31 protein-coding genes and 2 riboswitches are annotated in these 25,804 nt (G+C 38.0%); of the genes, 9 read left to right on the top strand and 22 right to left on the bottom strand.

Features of this window, described 5'->3' with window-relative positions; genetic code table 11:
- Position 1: 1 nt before the first annotated feature.
- Positions 2-799 (bottom strand): alpha/beta hydrolase family protein, encoded by a 798-nt coding sequence (locus QUF49_RS05640; RefSeq protein ID WP_289494751.1) that lies wholly within the window; start codon positions 797-799, stop codon positions 2-4.
- Positions 800-961: 162 nt separating this feature from the next.
- Here QUF49_RS05640 and QUF49_RS05635 point away from each other — a divergent pair, with 162 nt between their 5' ends.
- Genes QUF49_RS05635 through QUF49_RS05625 form a run of 3 tightly spaced genes read left to right on the top strand, consistent with a single transcriptional unit; the run spans position 962 to position 3,490 of the window.
- Positions 962-1,909, top strand: coding sequence for an ABC transporter substrate-binding protein (locus QUF49_RS05635; protein ID WP_289497584.1), 948 nt, complete (start codon positions 962-964; stop codon positions 1,907-1,909).
- 17 nt (positions 1,910-1,926) lie between these two features.
- On the top strand, positions 1,927-2,706 hold the full coding sequence (locus tag QUF49_RS05630; RefSeq protein WP_289494750.1) for an ABC transporter ATP-binding protein: 780 nt from the start codon (positions 1,927-1,929) through the stop codon (positions 2,704-2,706).
- Entirely contained in the window at positions 2,684-3,490 is an 807-nt protein-coding gene (locus QUF49_RS05625; protein ID WP_289494749.1) for an ABC transporter permease, read from the top strand. Before QUF49_RS05630 ends, QUF49_RS05625 begins: the two co-directional genes overlap by 23 nt.
- Positions 3,491-3,498: 8 nt before the next feature.
- Here QUF49_RS05625 and ytkD read toward each other — a convergent pair whose 3' ends face one another.
- The 3 genes from ytkD to QUF49_RS05610 all read right to left on the bottom strand — a co-directional run bounded on the left by ytkD (position 3,499) and on the right by QUF49_RS05610 (position 5,118).
- Positions 3,499-3,978 (bottom strand): RNA deprotection pyrophosphohydrolase, encoded by a 480-nt coding sequence (ytkD, locus tag QUF49_RS05620; protein WP_289494748.1) that lies wholly within the window; start codon positions 3,976-3,978, stop codon positions 3,499-3,501.
- A gap of 101 nt (positions 3,979-4,079) precedes the next feature.
- A complete protein-coding gene (locus tag QUF49_RS05615; RefSeq protein ID WP_289494747.1) occupies positions 4,080-4,628 on the bottom strand; it encodes a hypothetical protein in 549 nt (182 codons plus the stop codon).
- Positions 4,629-4,854: 226 nt separating this feature from the next.
- Positions 4,855-5,118, bottom strand: a complete 264-nt coding sequence (locus QUF49_RS05610) for a holin (RefSeq protein ID WP_289494746.1) — start codon at positions 5,116-5,118, stop codon at positions 4,855-4,857.
- A gap of 219 nt (positions 5,119-5,337) precedes the next feature.
- On the opposite strand from QUF49_RS05610, the gene QUF49_RS05605 reads away from it, so the two are divergent.
- Positions 5,338-5,550 (top strand): hypothetical protein, encoded by a 213-nt coding sequence (locus QUF49_RS05605; protein WP_289494745.1) that lies wholly within the window; start codon positions 5,338-5,340, stop codon positions 5,548-5,550.
- Positions 5,551-5,670: 120 nt separating this feature from the next.
- Here the strand turns inward: QUF49_RS05605 and abbA are convergent, their stop codons facing one another.
- From abbA to QUF49_RS05590, 3 genes are all read right to left on the bottom strand, one after another.
- Entirely contained in the window at positions 5,671-5,859 is a 189-nt protein-coding gene (gene abbA, locus QUF49_RS05600) for an antirepressor AbbA (protein ID WP_289494744.1), read from the bottom strand.
- A gap of 324 nt (positions 5,860-6,183) precedes the next feature.
- Positions 6,184-6,267: riboswitch (cyclic di-GMP riboswitch) on the bottom strand.
- A gap of 117 nt (positions 6,268-6,384) precedes the next feature.
- On the bottom strand, positions 6,385-6,573 hold the full coding sequence (locus QUF49_RS05595) for a Fur-regulated basic protein FbpA (RefSeq protein WP_289494743.1): 189 nt from the start codon (positions 6,571-6,573) through the stop codon (positions 6,385-6,387).
- Between the two features lie 119 nt (positions 6,574-6,692).
- The gene (locus QUF49_RS05590) at positions 6,693-6,857 is read right to left on the bottom strand and encodes a hypothetical protein (RefSeq protein WP_156488434.1); all 165 of its coding nucleotides are present in this window, start codon (positions 6,855-6,857) and stop codon (positions 6,693-6,695) included.
- A gap of 162 nt (positions 6,858-7,019) precedes the next feature.
- On the opposite strand from QUF49_RS05590, the gene QUF49_RS05585 reads away from it, so the two are divergent.
- Positions 7,020-7,595, top strand: coding sequence for a DNA-3-methyladenine glycosylase (locus tag QUF49_RS05585; protein WP_289494742.1), 576 nt, complete (start codon positions 7,020-7,022; stop codon positions 7,593-7,595).
- Here QUF49_RS05585 and QUF49_RS05580 read toward each other — a convergent pair.
- Positions 7,592-8,281 (bottom strand): hypothetical protein, encoded by a 690-nt coding sequence (locus QUF49_RS05580; RefSeq protein ID WP_289494741.1) that lies wholly within the window; start codon positions 8,279-8,281, stop codon positions 7,592-7,594. The genes QUF49_RS05585 and QUF49_RS05580 overlap by 4 nt on opposite strands.
- A 149-nt stretch (positions 8,282-8,430) precedes the next feature.
- A complete protein-coding gene (locus QUF49_RS05575; protein WP_289494740.1) occupies positions 8,431-9,669 on the bottom strand; it encodes a dicarboxylate/amino acid:cation symporter in 1,239 nt (412 codons plus the stop codon).
- Between the two features lie 169 nt (positions 9,670-9,838).
- A riboswitch (cyclic di-AMP (ydaO/yuaA leader) is annotated at positions 9,839-10,007 on the bottom strand.
- A gap of 176 nt (positions 10,008-10,183) precedes the next feature.
- Between QUF49_RS05575 and QUF49_RS05570 the strand changes: the two genes are divergently transcribed.
- Positions 10,184-10,378, top strand: a complete 195-nt coding sequence (locus QUF49_RS05570; RefSeq protein WP_077359415.1) for a hypothetical protein — start codon at positions 10,184-10,186, stop codon at positions 10,376-10,378.
- 98 nt (positions 10,379-10,476) lie between these two features.
- On the opposite strand, the gene QUF49_RS05565 is transcribed toward QUF49_RS05570, so the two are convergent.
- From QUF49_RS05565 to QUF49_RS05545, 5 genes are all read right to left on the bottom strand, one after another.
- Positions 10,477-11,190: an ABC transporter ATP-binding protein gene (locus QUF49_RS05565; RefSeq protein ID WP_289494739.1), complete on the bottom strand. Its 714-nt coding sequence runs from the start codon at positions 11,188-11,190 to the stop codon at positions 10,477-10,479.
- Positions 11,190-12,833, bottom strand: a complete 1,644-nt coding sequence (locus QUF49_RS05560; protein WP_425590454.1) for an ABC transporter permease — start codon at positions 12,831-12,833, stop codon at positions 11,190-11,192. The genes QUF49_RS05565 and QUF49_RS05560 overlap by 1 nt, the downstream gene beginning before the upstream one ends.
- A gap of 97 nt (positions 12,834-12,930) precedes the next feature.
- Positions 12,931-14,016 (bottom strand): Fe(3+) ABC transporter substrate-binding protein, encoded by a 1,086-nt coding sequence (locus QUF49_RS05555; protein WP_289494737.1) that lies wholly within the window; start codon positions 14,014-14,016, stop codon positions 12,931-12,933.
- A gap of 306 nt (positions 14,017-14,322) precedes the next feature.
- Complete coding sequence (locus QUF49_RS05550; RefSeq protein WP_289494736.1) at positions 14,323-15,063, bottom strand: GDSL-type esterase/lipase family protein; 741 nt, start codon at positions 15,061-15,063, stop codon at positions 14,323-14,325.
- 74 nt (positions 15,064-15,137) lie between these two features.
- A complete protein-coding gene (locus QUF49_RS05545; RefSeq protein ID WP_289494735.1) occupies positions 15,138-15,296 on the bottom strand; it encodes a hypothetical protein in 159 nt (52 codons plus the stop codon).
- 136 nt (positions 15,297-15,432) lie between these two features.
- Between QUF49_RS05545 and QUF49_RS05540 the strand changes: the two genes are divergently transcribed.
- Positions 15,433-16,146, top strand: a complete 714-nt coding sequence (locus QUF49_RS05540) for a TrkA C-terminal domain-containing protein (RefSeq protein ID WP_289494734.1) — start codon at positions 15,433-15,435, stop codon at positions 16,144-16,146.
- 98 nt (positions 16,147-16,244) lie between these two features.
- Here QUF49_RS05540 and QUF49_RS05535 read toward each other — a convergent pair whose 3' ends face one another.
- Both QUF49_RS05535 and QUF49_RS05530 read right to left on the bottom strand, forming a co-directional pair.
- Positions 16,245-16,472 carry a hypothetical protein gene (locus QUF49_RS05535; RefSeq protein WP_289494733.1) on the bottom strand — a complete coding sequence of 76 codons (228 nt, stop codon included), beginning with the start codon at positions 16,470-16,472 and terminating at the stop codon, positions 16,245-16,247.
- Positions 16,473-16,691: 219 nt separating this feature from the next.
- Positions 16,692-17,336: a 3'-5' exonuclease gene (locus QUF49_RS05530; protein ID WP_289494732.1), complete on the bottom strand. Its 645-nt coding sequence runs from the start codon at positions 17,334-17,336 to the stop codon at positions 16,692-16,694.
- 379 nt (positions 17,337-17,715) lie between these two features.
- On the opposite strand from QUF49_RS05530, the gene QUF49_RS05525 reads away from it, so the two are divergent.
- Positions 17,716-18,384, top strand: a complete 669-nt coding sequence (locus QUF49_RS05525) for a hypothetical protein (RefSeq protein WP_289494731.1) — start codon at positions 17,716-17,718, stop codon at positions 18,382-18,384.
- Between the two features lie 122 nt (positions 18,385-18,506).
- Positions 18,507-18,677 (top strand): YjcZ family sporulation protein, encoded by a 171-nt coding sequence (locus QUF49_RS05520; protein WP_289494730.1) that lies wholly within the window; start codon positions 18,507-18,509, stop codon positions 18,675-18,677.
- Positions 18,678-18,722: 45 nt separating this feature from the next.
- On the opposite strand, the gene nagE is transcribed toward QUF49_RS05520, so the two are convergent.
- The 6 genes from nagE to QUF49_RS05490 all read right to left on the bottom strand — a co-directional run bounded on the left by nagE (position 18,723) and on the right by QUF49_RS05490 (position 25,793).
- Positions 18,723-20,129, bottom strand: coding sequence for an N-acetylglucosamine-specific PTS transporter subunit IIBC (nagE, locus tag QUF49_RS05515; RefSeq protein WP_289494729.1), 1,407 nt, complete (start codon positions 20,127-20,129; stop codon positions 18,723-18,725).
- Positions 20,130-20,144: 15 nt separating this feature from the next.
- Positions 20,145-21,050, bottom strand: coding sequence for an N-acetylmuramic acid 6-phosphate etherase (gene murQ / locus QUF49_RS05510; RefSeq protein WP_289497583.1), 906 nt, complete (start codon positions 21,048-21,050; stop codon positions 20,145-20,147).
- An 11-nt stretch (positions 21,051-21,061) separates the two neighbouring features.
- The gene (locus QUF49_RS05505) at positions 21,062-22,117 is read right to left on the bottom strand and encodes a DUF871 domain-containing protein (RefSeq protein ID WP_289494728.1); all 1,056 of its coding nucleotides are present in this window, start codon (positions 22,115-22,117) and stop codon (positions 21,062-21,064) included.
- Between the two features lie 17 nt (positions 22,118-22,134).
- On the bottom strand, positions 22,135-23,508 hold the full coding sequence (locus QUF49_RS05500; protein WP_289494727.1) for a PTS transporter subunit EIIC: 1,374 nt from the start codon (positions 23,506-23,508) through the stop codon (positions 22,135-22,137).
- Between the two features lie 50 nt (positions 23,509-23,558).
- The gene (locus tag QUF49_RS05495; protein ID WP_289494726.1) at positions 23,559-24,278 is read right to left on the bottom strand and encodes a GntR family transcriptional regulator; all 720 of its coding nucleotides are present in this window, start codon (positions 24,276-24,278) and stop codon (positions 23,559-23,561) included.
- A 258-nt stretch (positions 24,279-24,536) separates the two neighbouring features.
- The gene (locus QUF49_RS05490; protein ID WP_289494725.1) at positions 24,537-25,793 is read right to left on the bottom strand and encodes an exo-beta-N-acetylmuramidase NamZ family protein; all 1,257 of its coding nucleotides are present in this window, start codon (positions 25,791-25,793) and stop codon (positions 24,537-24,539) included.
- Positions 25,794-25,804: the final 11 nt, after the last annotated feature.

Here is a 25,804-nt window from a genome sequence, read left to right as displayed (position 1 = left end):
CTCATTCAGCTCCTGTTCCATGTTCCTTCATCCATTCGCATAACGCGTATGTAATTTTCCGGTTTTCTTTCGGCGGGAAGTAGTGCGTGTATTCGGGGTAGATCCAGGTTTCACATGGCTTCCCTAGCTCTTTTAACCTTTTTTCAATTTTACGTGTATGCTCCACACTTACGTTTTCATCTTTCATCCCGTGAATACAAAGCAATGGTGCCTCTAGTTCCCCTATATAATAGAGCGGTGATCTCCATTCAAATTCTTCCGGATATTTTTCTGGTGTTCCTCCAATAACCCGCTTCATCATTCTTCGTAAATCTTCTCTCTCTTCATACGTGATAGCCATATCCGTCACACCGCCCCACGTTACTACAGAGCGAATCTCAGGAAACTTTATAGCCGTAAAAAGAGCCATCGGTCCTCCCCTAGAAAAACCAAACACATGAATGTTATTTTCATCAACTTTTGGAAACTGTTTTAATACTTCAAAAGCAGCAAAAGCATCTGTTCGGTCTTCTCCAGCAAAATCCTCATTCCCCTCTCCGCCTTGGTTGCCTCGATAATAAGGTGCCATTACAATAAAACCTTGAGAAGCGAACTGAATGATTCGTGCAATTCTTACCATCCCTACCGATTTAATTCCGCCTCGAAGGTATAAAAACCCCGGGAAAGGTCCTTTCCCTTCTGGCAATGCTGCAAGTCCTTTAATTTTTAATCCATCATTTAAATAAGTGACAACATACAACCGAATTGTAGGATGTGGGGAAGGAAATCGATGCCACTCTATCATTTTTGCTTTTTTCATTCCAACACTCCTTGAAGTTTTAGTAGGCAAACACACATTTACAGCAATCACATACATTATTACATAAAAGTCATGACTTCATCCCTATTTGCAGGAGGATCAAATATGAAACTGATTAAAAGAAAATTAAGCATACTGTTCACATGTTTACTAGCCTTCTCCATGCTCTTAACAGGGTGCAACACTTCAAGCCCTAAACAAGAAAAAGTACGAATTGCAGAAGTAACCCGCTCTATCTTTTATGCCCCTCAATATGTTGCAATTGAAAAGGGATTTTTTAAAGACGAAGGTTTGGATGTAGAGCTAACAACCACTTGGGGCGGCGACAAAACGATGACTGCGTTATTGTCAGATGGTGCAGATGTTGCACTTGTTGGTTCTGAAACAACGATCTACGTACATGCTCAAGATTCTACAGATCCCGTTATTAATTTTGCACAGCTAACGCAAACAGACGGTACTTTTTTAGTGGCGCGTAAAAAACCAGAATTCTTTTCATGGGATCAGTTAAAAGGCAGTACGTTCTTAGGACAGCGTAAAGGCGGTATGCCGCAAATGGCTGGTGAATTTGGCCTTAAGAAGCATGGTATTGATCCCAAAAATGACTTAACGATGATTCAGAATATTGATTTTGCTAATATCGCTAACGCTTTTGCATCAGGCACAGGTGATTATGTTCAGCTATTCGAGCCTCAAGCAAGTCTTTTTGAACAAGAAGGAATCGGACACATCGTGGCATCGTTCGGAGCCGAATCAGGTAAGATTCCTTATACAACCTTTATGGCTAAAGAAAGCTACATGAAAGAAAACAAAGAAACTTTAGAGAAGTTTACAAAAGGTTTATATAAAGCACAACTCTGGGTCGAAAACCATTCTGCTGAAGAAATAGCTAAAGTGATCGCACCTTATTTTGAAGATACCCCTGTTGAACTAATCGAAACAGTTGTTGACCGCTATAAGAGTCAGCACAGCTTTGCGCTCAATCCTATTTTAGATGAAGAAGAATGGAATAATCTTCAGACGATTATGGATGAAGCTGGAGAGCTACCGAAAAAAGTGGATTATAAAGTTCTAGTAGACACTTCATTAGCAAAAGAAGCCATTAAATAAGTTCAGGAGGGATCGTCGTGGCTTTTTTACAACTAAAATCAGTCGGTCAAACCTACTTTTCTAAGACCTCTGCCACAACGGCCTTGGAAGATATAACGCTTTCTGTCAGTGAGGGAGAGTTCATTTCCATACTTGGACCAAGCGGGTGCGGTAAATCCACACTTCTATCCATTATTGCAGGCTTGTTGCTTCCGACCGTGGGTTCTGTCATGGTAAACAACCAGCAGATTACTCAACCACATCCAAAAATAGGCTATATGCTGCAACAAGATTACTTGTTTCCGTGGAAAACCATCGAGGATAATATTACGCTTGGTTTAAAACTGAGGAATCAATATTCTTTCGAACACATTCAAGCAGCATTCACATTATTAAAAGAAATTGGCTTAGACCATACAAGGAGCAAATATCCTTCGGAGCTTTCTGGTGGGATGAGGCAGAGGGTGGCACTTGTTCGAACATTAGCCACCCAGCCTAAGCTGCTTTTACTTGATGAACCTTTTTCTGCACTTGACTATCAAACGAAGTTAAAGCTCGAGGATCTTGTATCTTCCACTCTAAAAGAACACGGTAAAACCGCTATTCTTGTAACGCATGACATAGGCGAAGCGATTGCAATGAGCGACACAGTTATCTTGTTATCAAGCAATCCAGGACGAATCTTCCGGACATTTAAAATCCCAGATACATTAAGAACTCTCCTGCCCTTTGAAGCACGACAGCATCCAGACTTTTCTGCAACCTTTCAGCAAATATGGGAGGAGTTGGAGCACATTGAACAAAACGATAAAGAATGAAAAACACAGAGAATATCTCCAATCTTTAAAAAAAGAGAAAAGAAACATCCGATTTGTTCAGCTGCTCATGTTCATTAGCTTTTTTCTAATATGGGAAATCTTTTCATTTAAAGGATGGATTAATCCTTTATTGTTCAGTTCACCTACAAAAATATGGGCTCTATTTCTTGAAAAAGCAAGCGATGGTTCGTTATATATTCACGTTTTTTTCACCCTTGGTGAAACCGTATTAGGATTTATTCTAGGAACTTTGTTAGGCACATTGCTTGCAGCTTTACTTTGGTGGTCACCATTTTTATCAAAGGTACTGGATCCTTATCTCGTTGTGTTAAACGCTATGCCGAAAGTAGCATTAGGACCAATATTAATCGTTGCGATCGGTCCGAACTTCGGGTCAATTATCGCAATGGGAATCCTCATTTCGATTATTATCACAACACTCGTTGTATACACGGCATTTCAAAATGTTGATGCTAATTACATTAAAGTAATTCGATCTTTTGGAGGAAAAAAAAAACAGTGCTTTAAGGAGGTTATCCTTCCAGCCTGTTTTCCGAATATCATATCATCTTTAAAAGTAAATGTTGGGTTATCATGGGTAGGGGTAATTGTTGGTGAGTTTCTCGTTTCAAAACAAGGATTAGGATATATGATTATCTATGGATTCCAAGTCTTTAATTTTACCCTTGTCCTAATGAGTCTTCTCATAATTGCTGTAATGGCAACCGTTATGTATCAAGGAGTAGAATTGTTAGAACGAAGACTTATTAAGCATCGCTCATAATTAAGAAATCAGGCCAGGGAATGTTTGAGTGCATATTTCATGCTCTCACTCAAAACCTGGTCTTTCATCATAAAACTAAACGATTTATTCGTAGATACATCTTCAGGCAGCTCGCTCATTAACACAGGCCCATTCGTTTCGAAATACCGGTTTTTTAGTAGGATTTTATCTACTGTTGCAACATATATATTCTTAATAATCTTTCCGCCTTTTCCATCCACGTAATATTGACCAATATATTTTAGCTCGGAAACTCTTCCACCGGTTTCTTCAAACACTTCACGAACCGCGGCTTCATCTGCGGTCTCGCCCGGTTCTACTTTTCCACCTGGAAACTCAATACCACGCCTTGGATGCTCTGTTAACAACCATTGATCTTTAAACTTACACAAACACCAAACGTGTTTAGGTGTTTCCGAAAAGGGGTGGTCTGAAAACGACAATTGTACAGTGTTGTTATAAAAATCCTTAAACGTAATTATATCCATCACACTACTCCATCTCGACTGTTTCCTTTATTGTAAAGTTCACAACATTTAAAGTCCATTTGTTTTAATCGTGAAAAAACATGGGAAGGGAAACCCCATGTTTAATCAACAGATGCAAATGTAATAATCCAATTTCCATCCAAATATTCATAACCTAATGTTATCTCATATGTACCATAGAGATCAGAGGTATTCTTCTGATAGACCCGATAAGAAGTATCAGAAAGCTGTTTTATGTTAACAGGTTCATTTTCCTCCAGCCATGGCGGAAGCTCTGTCGGAATAATGTACAATGAACTTTCTCTCTCTTCAAATAATCCGTCTGTATAATAAGCAGCTATATCTTTTGACACAAAATTCATAAGGTATGTCATATATTCCTCTTTTGTGGAATAATTTATAACTCTATAGTTTTCATCTGTTTCTTGTTTTAGAGCATCAATAAAGAGACTTGCTCTTTTCTTCGCAAGATCCTCCGTAAAGGCTGGAATCTGTTGATCATTACTACTTTCGTTGTTTTCCTCAGCATTAACAGGTTGGTTAATTATTTCATCCGGAGCACCGGATTTCTGTTGTACGTTCTCTGAAATGTTAGGGACAATTAGGAATGATAGCAAAACAGCAAAACAAAGTGCTATAAAAGCTTTCATGATAATTCACCGCCTGACATTGTTTTCTTACTATAATCTATTCACTGTATTCTTATTTTTAAACCTTTTTTATAAAAAGCGGTTTTCGTAAGCTTTGTTGCTCTTGAAAGCGGTTGATTTCCGTTCCAATCAACTTGCAAATGAAGTGAATAAAAAAGGTTCAAAAGATACAATCCTTTAGTAAAAAGCTTTTTGAAAGCCTAAAAGCACACATGAATTTATAAATCTAACAGGTTCTTTTTGATTTTTTGCTTTTCTTGCCGATTTCATACAATCCAGTTGCTGCCAAGCCTGCTATTCCTCCAGACCACAGCCTAAGTTCTGCATTCATATTAGTAAAAGGGGAAGCTAGTAAACCGATTAATAACCCTACAAAAAAACTACAAATCGGTATATATTTTTTCTGAATCGGGAAAGTACGTTTTAAGAGCTCCATCATCGCTGTCACCAAAGGAGCTAAAAGTGACGAAAACATGAGTACTTGCTCCAACAGGACCACCCCTCCCTATGTTCTAGCACAACCTTCCTTTTATGTATCTAAAAGATTCAAGCTTCATAACTTATTTCCTGCCTGACTAAAAAATTACTTTTTGTCCTAAACAGAATGGAACAGCATGCATAAAAATAAGGTGTCATGTTTTTTTTCGATTATTTTATTGAAATGAGTCCATACTAATTGGTAACGAAAGGCAAGACAGGAGTGAGTTTTATGGTAAAAGGCGACGATCTTTTTTTAATACGCTTAGAAGCAAACGAAATCTCTTGGTGGGAGTATGCGAGGAATGTCTCACCAGTATCTAGACCTAAACAATACTTAACATACTGGTCATTTTTAAAAAACAGAGGGAAGCTTCCTAGAAGAGTCGTTAAAGAAGCGGAATGGCGCATGGAAGCCAGAAGAAAAGGATTACTAGATACTTAAATTAAAAAAGCAAAAGACCTTTTAGAGGGGCCTTTTGCTTTTTTTTATTATTTTTTAGGCGGTCTGATTGATAGAACTTTATCCGTTACCTCTGATCGTGTTTTATCGATTTAAGAGTTGTTAATTATGTAATTTTTTTAACAGACCGTTCAATTTCCGTACTTTTGTTTCGTATCCTGGCTTTAACTCATATTCCAAGTCTTTCAATTCTGAGTCTACAACCTCATAAGCATATCCCTGACTAAGCAATGTTTCCACTAATAGTTCTTTTTCCTCGTCCGTAAGGTTCATTTTTATTTTTGCATTCATTGATAAGCCCCCTCTCCTATATGCAATCATTATAACGTGAGGCTATCGTGCGTATCCTTACTAAAAATTTGGAAATTTTAATTTCACCTGGCTAACTTGTTATGACAACCCAAGCGATTGCACCTATTATGATAAGTATATTTGTAAAAATATCTAGGATTCGAGAATCTTTTTTCAGCATATTTCCAGTAAAAAATAATAATAGGCAAATACAAAAAATGATAGCTAAATAAAAACCAATGGCAGACCATGAAATGTATAGCAAGTGATTATCCATTGATATCCCCCTAATATCAGATTTCATAAACCGAAGGATAAATCTCGTAAGGTAGCTGGCTGGCATATTTCTAGAATGAAGCCCCTATAGCTTTGCGTCCTCACTTTTCAGCGAGTTTGCCTTTATCAAACGATTCATGGCAGATCATCTCGTATTTTGTCGTAAAGACAAGACATTTTTCCCACTCATAGGGATATTATACCAGAAACGCACTTTCAAAGTGTTTATTTTTTTACTATTTAAAAAAATCAGCTAATATGGTTTTCTTGATCAATAAATTGAGCATTTTTCCATTCCAACTCTAGTTCACTTAGTGTGAACTCGGTTAAGTGTCTGTGATCCTCATTTCCATACATTCCTTTATGAATCAGATGCTGAATTAATCGCTGTTTACGACCTTCAACGGCTCTGCGAAGCTGACCTTTATTATGATTCATGTAAATCTTCTCCTTTTTGTTAGCTGTTAATCATTTTAACCACTTAAAAGAAGATTCAAGCCTTATATACAAATAAAAAAGTCCCTTTAAAGAAAAGGAACTTCTAACGAGAACTGCGTTTAATGCAAGACAGATTTACTCCACTGTTCATAAACAGAATTAGGCGCATTCCAGCACAACCAGGAAACCATCGTTTTAATGCCTTGTTGACTAACTTCCCAATATTCCCAGCGTCGTTTGGAGAGATTCTCATAGATCCCTGTTTGATTTACCCAATCATCCACATTAAACGCCTCCTATTTATTTGCTTTATAAAAACTTCTTGTTACATGCCTTATTTCCTTTTTTTAACGTTTGTAAAACTTCGACAAAAGGAAACATAATACTACAATCCTATTGTTATTGTACTTACATAAAGCAAAAGTCATACATATAAGGAGATTAAAATGGACTTATTTTGTTTACCTACACTTGATCTTGCAAAAAAACTCTTAGGCATGGAGCTTATTCATGAGAGTAAAGATGGTTTGGTTTCAGGATATATTGTTGAAACTGAAGCATATTTAGGCCCAGAAGATCGGGCAGCTCACTCATATGGAAATCGAAGAACACCGAGAACAGAAGTCATGTTTCATGAGGCAGGGACGATTTATACCTATTTTATTTACGGGATGCACGTTTGCTTTAACATTGTATCAGGACCATTTAATAAGCCTGAAGCAGTATTAATAAGAGCGCTTCAGCCAGTGAAGGGGATGGAAAAAATGAGGGAAAGAAGATCAAAGATAAAGAATGATTTTCAGCTGACAAACGGACCTGGCAAGCTTTCCAAAAGTATGAATTTTACTTTATCTGATAATGGAAAGAAAATTAATGAAAGCAATATAAGAATTGAAGAAGGATTTAATGTAGAAGAACGACAAATCGCAGCAGGTCCACGAATTGGTATTCAATATGCAGAAGAAGCGGTCCATTATCCTTATCGATTTTGGATAAAAAACAACCCTTACGTATCACGTTAATACGCAGGGTTGTTTTCTTTTTCTATCGACAATTGAGCACCTTCATCCTGTATGTAATCCTCGTTTACTGCTCTGTTCGTTTCTTGCATCCAAGCTAGGTGATAGTATGTCTGTTTCTTAACTGATACATATTTAGTTTGCATAATGAACAGCCAAACAAGTACAAACAAAGTTGTTTTTAACACATTTTCAGCAGTTAACGCTACAGCCTCAATGGGCAGTACGTTAACAGCAATACTTGAGATTAAACCAATAAATACGGCCGCCAATATAAACAAAGGCTGGTTTATACGTAAAAATTTCAAACGCTGCTGCAGATAGGTTTGAACAAAAAGACGTTCCTGTGTATTGAATTGAAGGTATCGGCTTTTGGCTGACTTTGCGTTAGCTAACAAACCTTTAGATCGGCTACTCTGCCAAAGCGTTTTTAAGAATAAAGTAAATTCAATATCTTGAGATGATTCAATAACCATTTTTCGATGGATAAAATTATGAGCCTGATAAAAGGTGATTCCATTAATAATAAGGCTTAAAAGCGCAGCTCCTGCGACGATAGTGAACGCAAATACAAACCAAAAGTTATTCGTCCCACTTTCAATTAATTCGATAAGAGGATTGATAACAGTCTGAATCTGTACCCATATGATCTTACCAGTAAGCATTAATATCTCGACCCATTTTTCCAAGAAAATCACTCCGAAATTTCATTATGTATCTATCCATTTTAACATGTTTTTTTATCCTTGCTTACATTTATTTACTCATAATTACTAAACTAGGGAAATCGGCATATAAAAAAGCTGCAGAGAAAAATCTCTGCAGCTTAATTAATCCATTATGATGCGCTAACTTCTTGATCACGAGCACCAAGATGTTTGTCTTCACCCTTGTCGACGATAACTGCACAAGCAGCATCTCCCGTGATGTTAACAGCCGTTCTTAACATATCAAGAAGTCGGTCAACACCAAGGATCAGAGCGATACCTTCAACTGGTAATCCAACTGAGTTTAGTACCATCGCTAGCATGATGAGTCCTACTCCAGGTACCCCTGCTGTACCAATACTAGCAAGAACAGCTGTAAGGATAACAGTAAGCATCGCACCAATACTTAAGTTTACATCATATACTTGTGCGATAAAGATCGTCGCTACCCCTTGCATAATCGCTGTTCCATCCATGTTAATCGTAGCGCCTAACGGCTGTACAAATCCACTTACAGATTTGCGGACACCAAGGTTTTCTTGGGCTGTTTTCATGGAGATCGGAAGTGTAGCATTTGAACTTGATGTACTGAATGCTACTGACATTGCAGGCGCAAAGCCTTTAAAGAACGTAACAGGGTTCATTTTACCTAACAATGCAACAGAGCCACCGTATGTGACGATTGAATGTATTGCTAATGCGGCAATTACGATTGTCATATAGAGTCCCATCGCTTTAATTGCATCCATACCTTGGCTTCCGATTGCCGAAGCGATTAGAGCAAAAGCCCCGTATGGAGCAAACTTCATTACTACATTTACAAGGTACATCATGATATCGTTACCTTGTTCAATTAAATCCATAATTCCTTTTGTTTTGCTTCCAAGCATCGTTAACGCGAAACCAACAAATACTGAGAAAGCGATGATTTGAAGCATGTTTCCGTCAGCCATAGCCTGAACAGGATTGGTAGGAATAATTCCTAATAACGTATCTGTAACAGCTGGAGCTTCTTGTGCTTCAAATTTAGCTCCTTCAGTTTTAAAGTCACCTACGCCTGGTTTAAAAATAAGTGCTAAACTCATAGCAATAATGATGGCGATTGTTGTAGTAGCTAAGAAGAAACCAATTGTTTTTGCACCGATACGTCCTAGTTTTTTTGGATCACCCAATCCTGCAGTTCCTAAAACGATTGAAAAGAAAACAATCGGTACAACAAGCATTTTAATAAGGTTTAAGAACAATGTTCCCACTGGCTTTAATACGTATTTATCCAGTGTTGCGAACGCATCTGGCAAGGTTAAATTAAGAATAAGGCCTGCTACAACCCCTAATGCCAGCGCGATCAAAATTTTCGTTGACAATTTCATAAACGCATCCCCCTTTTGTTTGAAAATTCTTACTATTGTTACTATAGTATGAGGAGTGTGTCCTAATACATGCCTAAATTTTTGTTTGCTGCATATAAAAACCCACGAAAATAGAGAGGATTTTCCGTGGGATACACCGCAACACATAGACTTAGCCCATGTATTAAAGCTCTCTCTCCAAAAACGCTTACGAGGTTAGCTGTCGGATTAGGGAATTGAGAGTTATCCCTTTCGTATTTAAACAAATTCATCCCGAGGCATATTGCCAATTTTGTGGTTCCCCCGCTTCTTCTCTTCAGTTCTTAGAATAGAAGTGAAGAATTCAGCGAATCATATGAATATGCTCTAATTTTATCAACATACATAAAAACTTGTCAAGAAAACACGATATACTTATTTATTCCAATTAATAGTTTCATCATGAATGTTTTTCCATATTCTCACTGCTACCCCATAAGTATGAGGATAACAGCGAAATATGTAGAAGGTTTTATTTTTCAGGGAGGTATTGTAAATGAAAATTGTATTTTATGAAAAAGGTGACTTAAGCATTATCGTTGGTGCTTCAAAATTAAAAGGCGAGCTAACGATTGAACAGATAAAGAACGAGAGTGAAAAGAAAGCAAAAGAACTTGGAGAACTATTAGGCCGAGAAATCGGATTCTTAATCGACATGAACGGGAAATTGGACGCTCAATTTAAAAAATAGGCTCCTTTTGTAAGCTTTGTTGTCTTGGAAGTAGTTGTTTTCCGTTTAAACAATCTTGTAGAAGTAGCAAAAAACCGGGATAGCCCCGGTTTTTTTATTTATACATAAGCTAACGAAAGCTTTTCTCTATTCTGTTTAAATACTGCCTCTGGTCTACCTGCTTCCTGGATCTTACCGTCCTGCATAAGTACAATCCTGTCCCCAATCGCACGCGCATCTTCTTCGTCATGTGTAACAAAAATAGAAGTAATCCCAGTACGTTTTAAGATTTCTTTCAAATCATCACGAATCTGTTCTTGAAGTTTAGTATCTAAGTTACTAAAAGGTTCATCAAACATAATTAACGATGGATTTGGTGCCAATGCTCTCGCTAAAGCTACTCGCTGCTGCTGACCCCCACTTAATTCGTAAGGATAACGAGAAGCATACTCTTCCATTCCTACCATAGTCAGAAGCTCCTCCATGCGGTATTGCTTCTGTTTACGACTCATTTTATGAAGGCCAAACTTAATGTTCTTCTCAACCGTCATATGCGGAAAAAGGGCATAATCTTGAAAAACAAGTCCTACCCCGCGCTTTTCAGGCTGTACAAATCGAAATGAATCGTTCATAACGGCACGATCAATTAAAATCGATCCCTTTGTAGGCATTTCTAAGCCTGCAATTAAACGAAGCAATGTGCTTTTCCCGCTACCGCTCTGGCCTAATATTACAGTAACTTCACCTTGTTTAAACCCTAAAGAAAGGTTTTCAAATAGAGGCTTACGGGAATTTTTATAATTGAACGCTAAATCTTTGATTTGAACAAACATTATTTTGGCTCCTTTTCTAAAACTTTGTGTAAAAAGAATATCGACAGTGCACTTATACAAATAATCACCATAGACGAAACAGAGGCTTCATGAATTCGTTCATCACTCGCATATTGGAAAGTTTTCGTAGCTAGCGTGTAGAAGTTAAATGGCTGCAGTATGAGCGTTAAGGGCAATTCTTTCAAAATATCAACGAAAACTAGAATAAAACCGCCAGCAATCGCACCTTTTATCATTTTTATATCCACTTTAAAAAAGGTCCTAGTAACAGACATTCCTAATGTCCTGGAGGCATCTGTGAAAACTGTCCCCACTTTTTCAAAGCCAGATTCAATAGAGTTATACCCTACGGCCAAAAAGCGGACAACATAGGCAAAGATCAGCATACTGATGCTTAAGCTTAATACAAGCGTAGGCTCCAGCCCCATCCATTCATATAAGACAATAACCTTTTGATCCAGTGCAAGAAATAACGTGAGTACACCTATCGCAATAACAGCACCAGGTATCGAATATCCCAAAACCGTTATCTTTGAAAAAAACTTGCTGACCCATCCTTTTGAAAGACGACTAAAATTAGCGATTATGAGAGCGGTAATAATGATTAGCCCTGAACCTATGGAAGCCACAAACACCGAATTCCAAATTAAATCCAGAAAAACCTCACTTAAGATTACATCATATGTCATGTACACCCACTGTAAAAGCTGGATGAAAGGAATAAGAAAGGCTATTGCAAACAATGCAAGGAATAAGGTAAGAACAGAGTACTTTTTCCAACCTTTTAATTCCTTCGGCTGCAATGGGCGTACTTTTGACGTTGAATAGCTGAACTGTTTCCGCCCCCGTATCAACTTTTCTGCGATTAGGATAAAGACAACGATTACCATCAATGTACCCGCTAATTTAATGGCAGATTGAATATCTCCCATTCCAAACCAAGCTTGAAAAATAGCTGTGCTAAACGTTTGAATTCCAAAGTATTTAACAACACCATAATCGTTAAATACCTCTAAGATAACTAAAGAGACACCGCCTACTATTGCTGTTCGAGATATTGGAAGTACCACTTGTATAAACGTTTGGAATGAACCTTTACCTAAAACACGTGCATTTTCTATTAGAGAAGAAGACTGGTTTTCCAAGAAACTTCTTGTGATGATATAAACATATGGATAGAGGAACAAAGTAAAGATAAAAATTGCTCCTGGTATGTTCATAATGTCAAAGAACTTTTGATCAACCTTTATACTAAAGTGATTTCTAAGATTTGTTTGGATAACACCCGTGTAATTCAGAATGCCATGGTACGTATACGCTCCGATATAGGGAGGAATCGCAAGAGGAAGAATTAATCCCCATTTAAAGAAACGCTGCATCGGAAACGTATAGGCAGTCACGAGCCACGCTGCACTTACACCAATGATTACAGTAAATATTCCTGTAAAAATAACTAGTGTTACCGAATTTATAATATAGTTCTTTAGCAAAAATTCTTTAATATGTTCCCAATTCTCATTACTCTCCGCGAATAACTGAACCATAATGAGCAAAGCCGGTAAAATGATTAAAATTGAAAAAATAAAGCTAAGCAGAGCCCAACTATTAAATTGCGATCTCATTTTTCGAATCAAATACAACATTTTCACCTTCTTCTTTACTCATCTGGTTAGGTCTAGCTGTTCGTTTCTACATACGATTAGCCGTATCACAAAATGCGATACGGCAATTTTTTACATTTTATTTCCAGCTTACTTCATTTAAGATTTTAACAGCATCTGCATTGTTTTCCCCAAGCTCAGAAAGATTAAGGTCTTGTTCCTTAAACTCACCCCAAGATTTTAACAGCTCAGAAGGTTCAACTTCTTTATTAACAGGGTACTCATAGTTCGCTTCAGCAAATACTTTTTGTACATCTGGACTTGATAAGTATTCCATTAATTTGATTGCATTTTCTTTGTTCTTAGCATGTTTCGTTACACCGATCCCGCTAATATTGATATGTGTTCCAGTAGTCTCTTGGTTAGGGAAGAACACTTTTAGCTGTTCAGCAACTTTCACTTCTTCAGGATCTTCAGAGTTTAGCATCTGTCCAAAATAGTAAGAGTTCATGATTGCAACATCACCTTCACCAGCAACGATACCTTTTGCTTGATCGCGGTCACCGCCTTGAGGGTCACGAGCCATGTTATTCACGATACCTTCTGCCCATTTCTTAGCTTCTTCTTTACCGTTTAGTGATATAAAAGAAGACACTAATGATTGGTTGTAAATATTTTCAGAAGAACGGATAAGCACTTTCCCTTTCCATTTGTCTTCTGTTAGAGCTTCATAAGTAGATAGCTCAGAAGGGTCAACTTTATCCTTAGAATAAACAATTACACGTGCACGTTTCGTTAAACCATACCATTGGTTATCTTTATCTTTTAAATTCTCAGGAATGTTCTTGCTTAACGTATCACTTTCAACGCTTTGGAGCAGATCTTTATCTTTTGCCCAATGTAAACGGCCTGCATCAGATGTGAAGAATAGATCTCCTTTAGTAGCCTTTCCTTCTCTAGAAAGACGCTCAATCAATTCATCTTCTTTCCCTTTAATAACGTTTACCTTAATTCCAGTCTCTTTTGTAAAATCAGCAAATATTTTATCATCAACGTCATAATGACGGCTTGTGTATAGATTAACTTCCCCGCTATTTTTTTCTTCTTTATTAGATGCTTTGTCATTACCTGAACTTGCACCATCATTTGACTTCCCACAGCCGGCCATAATAACAGCTGCTAGTAGAACAATAATAAATGTTGTGAATAAATTCTTCTTCTGCATTTTCTTCTTGCTCCCTCTATGTATAAATTAATTGAAAACGATTATCAACTTCAATTCTAATTATAATGATAATCATTCTCAAGTCAATGGTCTTTTTAAAAAAAATGGTTCTTCTTTAAAAAATAGTGGTGATAAGAGGGTGTTTCTACTTTCTTCTTTGACAGTTGATTGGAGTGCAAGGTGCGAGACTCCTGCCCCGCGGAAAGCGAGCACCTGGAATGGAAATCAACCACTTTCAAGGGCAACAAAGTTTATGAAAACAACCAAATTAAAAAACCTCCAAGAAGTCAAACACTTCTTTGGAGGCTATTCTTGATTTAAAGGTTTCCACTGGCTGTAAACCCAATTCCCCAGCTTATTATATCCCCTGCGGTTAGGATGCAATGAATCAGAAAAATACATGTCTTTTTCAACGTTTTCGTAGAGTTCATAAGTTGAGATGTACTTAGTAAGCGTGCTCTCATTACTTACTTCAATGATCGCTTCATTCCAAGACTGAATGCTATCAGAAGCAGTTGGGTCATAGGCTTTACCAAAGTAAGGATTATATAGTCCTAGCACATAGACGGGGGCAAACGAGTTATTTTCTCTCACAACAGTCAAGGTTTTGCTCAAATTGTTTCTTAATTTTTCTTTCCCGAGCAGAAGCGGCTGTTGTGGAAGCTGACGAAAGTTCCAGCCTGCAGCATGTCTAAAGTCATTGGTTCCTATGAATACAAACACATGATCAGCTTGCTTTAACGCTTTTAGCACAACACCATTTTCAAGTTGTTTTAACAATTGATCCGAACGCTGTCCGCTAATTCCGAAATTATTAACGATAACATTTCGGCCTGTTTGCTTTTGAATATTTCTTTTAACGATGCCTATATAACCTGTTTTAGACGGATCTCCAACACCGTAAGTTAACGAGTCTCCAAGAGCAACAATCTTAATTGTTTTTGTCTCACTCGCAACTTCTGTTTTACCGAAGTTCTGAAAGATGATAAATAGAAGTATAGCAAGAGCTGCTCCGCCAATTAGCCATTTCTTTGATACTTTCCGCACAACATATCCTCGATTCTAGTTATTGTTATCTTACTTTTTACCATAACGAGGGAAAATATCAAGTAATGAATGTGCTATTTGATCCGATAATCTTCTGAAGTAAGAGATGAGTCTTCCCAAAGGTTTTCTTGGTCATACTGGTACGAGTCTTTTTTAACAAAAGAATGAATGAGTAGTGCTACACCTCCGCACAATAGGCTTGCTGGTATTAAAGTAATAAGGAAACCAGTCATCTTCATCCCCTCCTGTACAAAACTATATGAGGAGGAGAGCACGTTTATGAAACAGAGAAATATTTAATAATTTATCTATTACTTATAGAAATTAAGGGTATAAAGGTAAAAGAAGAATTTAAACGGAGGTGCCTTTGTGGGATTTATATTCACGCTACTATATTTTGCAATTATCGCTATTGTAATTGAAATTAATGTACTGCTCTTTACCCTTACCGGTTTAAAAAAAGAAATTGCCCGCTTTCAGGTAATCTCAATGTTTACTGCTACTGGATTCACAACAGGTGAATCGGAGTTAATCTTAGAACATCCTATCCGAAGACGATTAAGCACTTTTCTTATCTTATTCGGTGTTTTTTCACTTGCCGTTATTATTTCTTCGATCAGCAATATCCTATCCGATGAGTTTAGATCCATAGAGCTTGGAATCATTATTTTAGTCCTGATCGGGGTTCACCTTATTTTAAGCATGCCTAAACTTAAGAACTTTATGAAGAAATCGTTTGATAAACATATGCAAAAGAATTACAACTTATCTGATCTGCCACTGCGTGACGTGATGTATTTTGAAGAAGATGATGTAGTAATAGAGCTGCCCATACATAAAGGGTCTTCTATTATTGGAAAGATGTTGAAGGATGTTATTGAAAAGGACAAAGACTTACTCGTGTTATTTATTAAACGTGGTGATGTAACACTTAGAAAGGATAGCTACACGACAGAGATCCAAGAAGGAGATATGATTTTTCTTTACGGCCACCAGCATTCCCTTCAAGAACAATTTAAAGATGAAATGGAGGAAATGAAAAAGAGTAAAGAAAAAAAACAATCAAACAGTAGCCATTTTTAGCTACTGTTTTTTTTGCACTACCCCCTAATAAAGAATTGAGGGTTCGAAAATAACTTTTGGATATAAAAAAAAAGAACCTCTTCTATAGAGATTCTGCATTAACCCACTTCTCTAACTTTTTCAGGGACAAAGGACAGTAACAAAGAAATGATATTGTTAATTTGTTCAGGAGTAATATGTATACCATCGTTTGCTAATAGTTCTTCTTTAAGTTTGATAATTGAATCCACTTCTTCAAGTGTTGCATCTGCCAAGCGATAATCTATCGTATTCAATAATTCCAATAATTGATTGTTTTTATTAGTTATGTAGTATGTAGTATCCACTAATAAACACCCCCCACTACCATTATTATCGAAACTAAGGTCATTTTCCTACAAAAACAATTCGTCAAATGACGACATATCTTACTTTTTATGGATTATACCCTATAATGCCTACCTGTTTTTGTCGAAGAATATCGAAATAACAGGAACAAAGTCCTATTTTAGTTATTTGTGTTATCTTCTATTCCTGAAAGGTTTACATATAAAAGTAAAAATACTTTAGTTAAATAACTTTGATAAGGAAGCAAATGGCGATACGCTTTCTTCTGCTTTTGTTTTGTACACCAGTTTTTCTGGTTCGAAAAGCTTAGACTCTAAGTATGAGGTAGGATTTTTTACAATCTCAATCTGTTTATGAATCCTCTTAAGAATCCTGCCTGTGTTAATAGCATCATCTAAAGCTCTGTGCTTCGAACCTTCATATGAGAGCTCCATTGTAAGAAGTGCACGGGACAAGCCATATCGAAACCCTTTTTCACTATCGTGAAGCAAACTAAAATGAAATTGCAGATCATTATGGTTTATGATCCAATCGGTTTCTGTTTGGTGAAATGTTGAATCCGTAATAAGTGCCCATTTATCTTCTGGTCCCCAAGAACATAGATAATACTCCTCAAGCCCAATCCACGATTTGAAATTTTCTATTGCTTCTGTATAAACGGGGGCAGAAATTAAATCTTTTTTTGTTATTCCCGTTAAATTCGTAATTCTTGAATTCAGCTTATCCATTTTTGGCTGGACAAACGATTGAAAAGTATCAAGGATTGTCAGCTCTCCATTAATTTCTGTCATTCGTACAGCACCGATCTCAATGATCTCAGATAATCGGTTAGTCATTTCTAGATCATAAACAATATATTGCATCCCTTTCACACCTGCCCTTCATCATTGACGTCTTCATTTGGGTGTCTACCATATATTGTAGATGATTTATTAACAAAATGAAATATTACAAAAGGTCTTACTTAATATGTCATTTTAACAGGGTGTTACAATTATAAGAATTAGGTTTTTCTTTGGGCTACTCTAATCTCCCGTGGAAAAGAGCAGCCTGGAAAGGAAAACAGTTTACTCAAACTACCTTACTTTATTTTATGAAACGAATCAGCATAGATGTCAGTCTATTCGTAAAGAGCTATAAGTTTCTTAATCTGCCATACTTTTCATTTTCAATTTCTGCATTCTTTTGTTAACATTGTTAGTGTCTATTTAACTATATGAATTACATAATGAGGGATTATCAATGAAAAAAGTATTACTATTCATTCTTATAATTGGTTTGTTTGCTATTACTGCTTGTTCAAAAGATACTAAACAAAATGAACAAGGTGCTTCAGAAACCCAAACTGAAAATAATAACGAAAAAGCCACCGATTCATCAACAACTGGTCAAGACGAAGAAGATACAAAAGCGACAGAAACAGCAGCAACAGAAGATGAGAGCACTGAAGTTGCTGATGAAGAAAATGCAGATACAAATGAAAAAGATTATTTAACTGACAATTACGAATTTGTAGCAAGTGAACTCACGAACCTTTCTGAACAGCAAATAAGCGATAAATGGGGAGAACCCTCTCGATCAGAAGAAATTCAGTATCGTTATTCTGGCACTACTCAATTCGTACCTGCAGTTGTACGGTATTATCAAAACGAGAAATACGCGGTTACATTTGTTGAAGGAAAAGCTGCCCGTTTAGTCTATTCCGTAATCGATGAGGAAATTCTGTTTACGGATGATGAAAAATTAAGAGCTCTAGAACTTGCCGGACTTCCAACAGATGTAGAAGAAACAACAGACACTGATACGGCATTTGTTTACAACGATCTTGGAAATGTATATGAAGTAACCATGTTTTCAAAAGGGGAATTTGTAGATTACTTATATATCATTTTAGATGAAGCTTACAAATAAAACCTTAGATGACAACTCCTCGAAATGAGGCGTTTATCACCGTTTCTATGCTTATCCATTTTGCATAAAATGGAGTGAGGAGAGAAATCGGCTTCTCATAGTGCAAGAAGAGGAGTGAAACCATGTCATCGAGAAAGTACTGTTCTGATAGCTTTACGCTTTATGTGGTACTATTCGTGCTGCTCATTATTGTCGGAGCCGTTTCGTTTAGCGGAGACTGCTGTGTTTATTCTTATCCGTGTTCATACGGATTCTCAGCAAACGCACCCATAAATGGTTATTGGAACGCGTAAAAATAAGAACCCCATTTCCTGCAAAGAAAATGGGGTTCTCTTTTTTTATAGCTTCTCTCTCATGCTGTCTGCAATCGGTTCAACCTCAGAGCCTACTACTACCTGTATATTTTGGTTATTAAGCTTAATAAGACCTTTGGATCCAGCTTTTCTAAGAGCATCTTCATCTACTCTCGAAAGATCTTTAATCTGGACTCTCAGTCTAGTAATACAGTTTTCAAGCAGGACTATATTTTCTTTGCCACCGAGTGCATTTAAATAGGCTGCAGCCGCTGCTTCGTACTTTTCATTACTTGTAGAGGTTGCAGCTGCCTCAGATACGATTGTTTCCTCATCTTCTCTACCTGGTGTTTTCAAATCTAGTTTTACGATCAAGTAACGGAATACTCCGTAGTACAGTGCAAAATACACCGCACCTATCGGCAGGAGAAGCCACCCATTTTGAGCAATACCAATATTTAAGAAATAATCAATCGCTCCAGCTGAAAACGTAAATCCATGATGAATATCAAACAATACCGCCACAGACATTGAGGCTGCAGTCAATACCGCATGGATAACATAAAGCAGCGGTGACAAAAACATAAATGCAAATTCGATTGGTTCTGTAATTCCCGTTACAAAAGATGTGAGTGCCATACTTCCTAGCATCCCCGCAACTGCCTTCTTACGATGTTTTTTTGCTGTATGAATCATCGCTAAACAAGCAGCCGGCAACCCGAACATCATTACTGGGAAGAATCCAGCCATATAGAAGCCTGCTTTAGGATCTTCAGCAAAGAATCTCCATAAATCTCCCGTTACAACCTTTCCATTTTCACCTGTAAACTCACCAAATACAAACCATAAGAAGCTGTTAAGTACATGATGCAAACCAAGTGGGATTAATAAACGGTTAAAGAAGCCGAATATACCAGCACCAATAGCACCTGCACTCGTAATCCAGGTACCCACGTTCTCTAAGCCCATTTGAATGTAAGGCCAGATGAATCCAAAAACTAAGGCTAACAATACCATCGTACCTGCAGTCACGATTGGTACAAATCGTTTACCGCCAAAAAAGGATAACCATTCTGGAAGTTTCGTATTATAAAATCTATTGTATAAGAGTCCTGCTACCACCCCTGCCAGAATCCCTCCAAGTACGGACATGTCAAAGTTACCTTCAAACGCTAAATTCTCTACTGCAAATGCTTTTGCACCTTCTGTTAATACAAAATAACCGATAGCACCTGCAAGACCCGCTGCTCCACTACCATCTCTTGCTAGACCAACGGCTACCCCAATGGCAAAAATCAATGCTAAGTGACCAAAAATAGCGTTACCTGCTGCAGCCAAAAACGGAATACCAAGTAAATCATCTTGACCGAAACGCAGAATGAGTCCCGCTGCTGGAAGTACAGCAATCGGAAGCATAAGCGCACGGCCGATGCGCTGCAAGAATCCTAACATAATAATCTACCCCTCTCACTTTTTAGTGAACATGCGTATTGCTTCTTTTAATTTGCCATCATGTTGATCTAGATGCTGTTTTGCGTCATTTGGAGCGACTCCTGTTATTAACTGATAAATCGCAGCCTTGGTGTTGCCTCCCTGATTGCGCAATGCTTCTTCTGCTTCTTTTTCTGACGCACCCGTAGCTTCCACGATTATATTTTTTGCGCGCTGTCTCAATTTTTCATTTGTAGGCTGAACGTCCACCATCAAATTGCTGTAAACTTTTCCCCACCTAATCATACTAGCTGTACTAATCATATTTAGAACAAGCTTTTGAGCCGTTCCAGCCTTCATACGTGTAGATCCTGTAACGACTTCTGGCCCTGTTATAATCGGGATGCTAATATCAGCGAGCTTCTGCATAGGTGAATTTGCAGCACAAACAAGAGCAGCCGTGAATGCACCTTGTGATTTTGAATAATCCATCGCACCCAAGCAATAAGGCGTTCGGCCAGATGCAGCAATCGCTACAACAACATCTTTATTCGTAAGTCTCAATTTTTGAAGGTCGGATTTACCCAGTTCTGGATCATCTTCTGCTCCTTCAATAGCATGCTGAAGTGCGTAATCACCACCTGCAATCACACCGACTACTAAGTTGGGGTCGGTTCCATAGGTTGGCGGGCACTCTGAAGCATCTAACACACCTAATCTCCCGCTCGTTCCTGCCCCGATATAGATAAGCCGCCCTCCATTTTCGAAAGCTTTAACTACTTTTTCTGCTACCTTACTAATTTCAGTTAAGACAGGAGTAATACAACTGACGACTCCAAGATCGGCTTCGTGTATTTTTCGGATCACTTCTAGTGTTGAAAGTTCATCAATGTTTACTGTGTCTGGATTCCTTTTCTCTGTAGCCAATTTGGTTAAGTCCATCATGATCTCCTTTAGTATTGTTGATTTAAAAGAACAAACTTCTGCCCGCTTCCCACGTACTTTAATAATGGCATGCTCTCTTTCCGTACCATTCCAACTACATTCATCTTTGGATTGGCGGGGAAATTCTCCAAACATATTTGCAGTTCACCGGCATACCTGCCATATAATTTGTTATCTATCGTGATTGTGCCCTTTGAGAAAGAGGTTAAATGATGAATCTCTTGAATCAGTTGAGAAGGCTCAGTTCTAGATTCAACGGAACGGATCACGTATTGTGCGGCATCCATTCGATTTGTATGAACCGTGTTATAGAGGTGCTCGTATCCATTGTTAAAATCTACATAGAGCGGAACTGCACCATCCATTAAGTATTTGAAATCCCCCAAAGTCTGGTCAGTAAGATTTAAATCTCCCACACAAATTTTGTCTGTACTCAGTTCGCCAAGTTCAAGTGCTCCATGTACAGGTGTTGAAAATCTATGATTCTCAATTGTAGGAAGGCCTTCATGCAACGGTCCGCGTAATGAATCATCCCCTTTAATAAAACCCATTGTTTTTATTCCGTAACGGTGGAACAATTCATTGCGTGTTTTTACTGAGTGACTTGAAATACCTGTGTATGGTTTTGGATAAAAGTTATGCCAAGCTTCTGTTTGATTCACTTGAAGTCCCGCGTCTACTAATTCCTTAAGCTGTTCTTCATCAATGGTACTCGCGTTCAATCCAATTTTAAGAGAATGGGACAGCCAAGCAATCTGCTTGGCTGTAAATCCATAATCCATCCTGATTCCTGTGATGCCCCAGTCTTTTAAAGAAGGCAGTTCAGCAAACGCTAATCCCAACCGTTCAAGAGAAGCTGGAGAAACATCTGCCATCACGTCCATATGAAAACTTTGCGCTATATTGCCTAACCATTTTACTTGTTTAATAAAATCTACATCACTTTCTTCTGGAATATGAAGAGAAGTAAAGATGTACTGAAAACCGTTTTTAGCGGCCTTTTCGATCCATTGTTTATTGAATGTATCTGATTCGCTTAGATAAATTGAAATGCCATAACACAAAGAGCGTTCACTCCTGTTTAAATGTCTTTTGCCATGCTCTCTTTAAATCCAAATGTCCATGTGAACAAGAAACCAAAGATATAAGCGATGACTAAACCTACTAAATATAGAACCATTTCATTCGGATTAACTAAGAATACGAGTGGGATACCAGAAACACCAATTGCAATTGTCGCAACTTCATAGAATGCCTGGAATGCCCCACCTACTGCAGCTCCTAGACACGCCGTTAAGAACGGACGACCGAGCGGCAATGTAACCCCAAAGATTAGCGGCTCACCAATTCCGAGCATACCTACAGGAAGTCCGCCTTTAATAACTTTGCGAAGTCTTTGATTTTTTGTTTTGAAATAGATGGCAAATGCAGCACCAACTTGACCTGCTCCACCCATTGCTAAAATTGGCAACAGTGGATCGTCACCGATTGTATTGATTAGTTCCATGTGTACTGGTGTAAGGCCTTGATGAAGTCCTGTTACAACTAGTGGTAAGAATGTACCTGCTAAAATAAGTCCAGAGAAAATACCGCCAATATCAATTAAGTTTAATAATCCTTTTGTGATGAGGTCAGATAAGAAACCACCAACCGGCTGAAGAACGAATAACGTTGCAAAACCTGTGATCAGTAGTGCAAGTGTAGGTGTTACGATAATATCAATAGAAGGATGAACAAATTTTCGAATTCTTTTTTCCAGGAATGCAATTAGAACAGCAGCAAGCATGACCCCAATTAAACCGCCACGTCCTACAACGAGTGGATCACCAAAAAGTGTAATGTTTGCTAGTCCTGGGTTAATGATTAAAATACCGGCTGCACCACCTAGAGCAGGGGTTCCACCAAACTCTTTGGCTGTATTAATACCTACAAAGACTGCAAGATAACTAAAGACACCCCAGCCGATTAACCCTAGCATTTTAATAATTGCAGACTCTGGGTCCGCTTCCATTCTAATCGCAACGTTTGTGATTCCAGCAATCAAACCTGAAGCAACAATCGCAGGAATTAACGGAATGAAGATACTGGCAATCTTACGTAAAAATTGTTTAAAAGGAGTTGCGTTCTTCTTGTTAATGGCATCTTTATTCATGCGTGCCATCTGCTCAAGATCCATCGGGTTTGTTTCATCAACAGATTCGATGTTCATACCGGTTTCTTCGCTCATCGCTAGTGTCACACGGTTTACAATTCCAGGTCCGACAATAATCTGTAAGGTATCATCTTCTACAACACCTAAGACACCATCCACATCTTTTAACCCTTTTAAATCTGCTTTTGACGGGTCATGTAAATTCACACGTATTCTCGTCATACAATGCATCAATGACTGGATGTTTGATGAACCTCCAAGTTTTTCAATGATGCTATGAGCCATTTGCTGCTCTTTCCCCATTATCCTTCCCCCTCTTAGTAAACGCTTTCATTTTTATATAAAACGCTTCATTAGCGTTTCATATCGATCATAAATTTGTATCTGTCACCTCTATAAACTGAATGTACTAACTCCAAAGGCATTCCATTTGTTAAAAAGGTTTGTCTTTCGATGAGAAGTACAGGTGCACCTTTCGTTATCTCAAGTATTTCACTTTCAGCATCACGTGCAATCGATGCTTCTAAGCTTTGTGTCGCATAATCAATCTCGAAGCCAGCACTTTCTACCTGTGAATACAGTGAGCCTTCTTTTATATGATTTTCTTGCAGATATAGAAGATGAACAGGAACAAATGTGGTTTCGAACGCCATTGGAATATCATTTGCAAGGCGAACCCGTTTGATCTCATAAACTTCTTGGTGTTCCGAAATTTCTAAAGCCATTGCAAGTCTTTGATTGGCCTTAATGGTGTGAAAGGATACAAGTTTTGATGCTGGCCGATATCCCCGCGACCTCATATCTTCTGTAAAACTAGTAAGTCCTAGGAGCTTCTGCTCGATTTTTTTAGCAGATACAAATGTCCCTTTACCTTTACGGCGTGTTAAGTATCCATCATTCACAAGATTGTTTATCGCTTGACGGACAGTCATTCGGCTAACTTCATAGTTTTCAGCAAACTCTCGTTCGGAAGAAATCATCGTTCCAGTTATCCATTCTCCCTTATCAATCTTTTGTTTAATAGCTTCTTCAATCTGAAAATAAAGAGGCATTGGTGATTTTTTATCAATCATAAAAATGGTTCAACTCTCCTTACCTAAAAAGATTCCATGCACCTTCCACTGTTTAAACAAACATCTTCCATCCTGTCAGGAATCCTGAAGTGCTTTTAATCTTTGCAGTTGCATCCTAATGTAATGACGTGTTTCATGTCCACTCTCCCTTATTACTTTATGCCAAGCGTATCATTGTTATAACTAGTTGTCTATACCAGTCAGAAAATTCAAATAAAATAAGCTAAGGCTAAAGAATACAGCCTTAGCTCTCTAAGATTAGTACAATAAATATTGTGCTCTTAATTCCTTAAATTCCTCAAGTTCATCATTGTAACGGGAGACGATCTCATCAACACTGCGCCCTGATTCAATATAGTCTCTTACCCATCCATTTCCAACTAAAAGGTCAAAGAAAGAAATTCCTTTGCTGTCTTCTGCGCGGAATTGAAAATCATTCGGGTATAGATCATGAATCGCTTTAACTAAAGTGATTCCAGTTAGGACCGGTTGGAATAACTGACCATCCGTTACATGAATTTCTACACCATGAGATAGCTTCCCAGCGTGTTTTGAAGATGCAGGTATAAAGGATGCTGAACGGAACTTCACTCCGGGTAATGCCTCATCGTTCAGTTTCTTCGCTAATTCATCACCATTAATAAATGGAGCGCCAATTAACTCAAACGGTTTCGTCGTTCCTCTTCCCTCTGAAACATTCGTTCCTTCAATAAGCGCACTTCCTGGATAAACAAGTGCTGTATCTTTTGTCGGCATGTTTGGAGAAGGGAGTACCCATTCTAGTCCGCTATCTTCATATGCCCAAGATCGTTTCCAGCCTTTCATTTCTACTACCTTTAAATCAGCTCCAATGCCAAATTCTTCGTTAAACAAGTTGGCCAATTCTCCTACAGTCATACCGTGTCTTAGTGGAATCGGATATAATCCTACAAACGAGGAATAAGCCGGATCTAACACAGGACCTTCCACTTGTTCACCGCCAAGAGGATTCGGACGGTCTAAGACAACAAAAGGAATGTTGTTCTCTTTCGCTGCTTCCATTGCATAAGCCATTGTGTAAATGTATGTGTAGAAGCGAGTTCCGACATCTTGAATATCAAACACGAGAACATCAATTCCTTCAAGCATCTCAGGAGTAGGTTTCTTTGTCGCTCCGTATAAGCTATATACAGGAAGACCCGTTTTGGGATCTGTATAAAACTCAACATATTGACCAGCTTGCGCACTCCCTCTCACTCCATGTTCAGGGCCATACAATGCTTTCAACTCAATGTCAGGATGGTTGTATAGAACATCAACTATACTGTTTAAGCTGCGGTCAATTCCTGTAGGATTCGTTATCAAACCTACATTTTTACCTTCTAAAACACTCATCTCCTGATCTAACAGTCTCTCTAAACCCGTTTTAAAGTTCTGTCTATGCTCGAATCTGTTATTATTATTCGTAGCTTGAGCACCCGGAAGTACGAAAGAAAACATCAGCAACAACGTTAAAAAGATTCCCCATTTTTTCATCTTCTTCTCCC

Source organism: Fictibacillus sp. b24, from assembly GCF_030348825.1.
Lineage (GTDB): Bacteria > Bacillota > Bacilli > Bacillales > Fictibacillaceae > Fictibacillus.
Note: the sequence above shows the minus strand (reverse complement) of the source record. Positions and strands in the feature narration are given on the sequence as shown.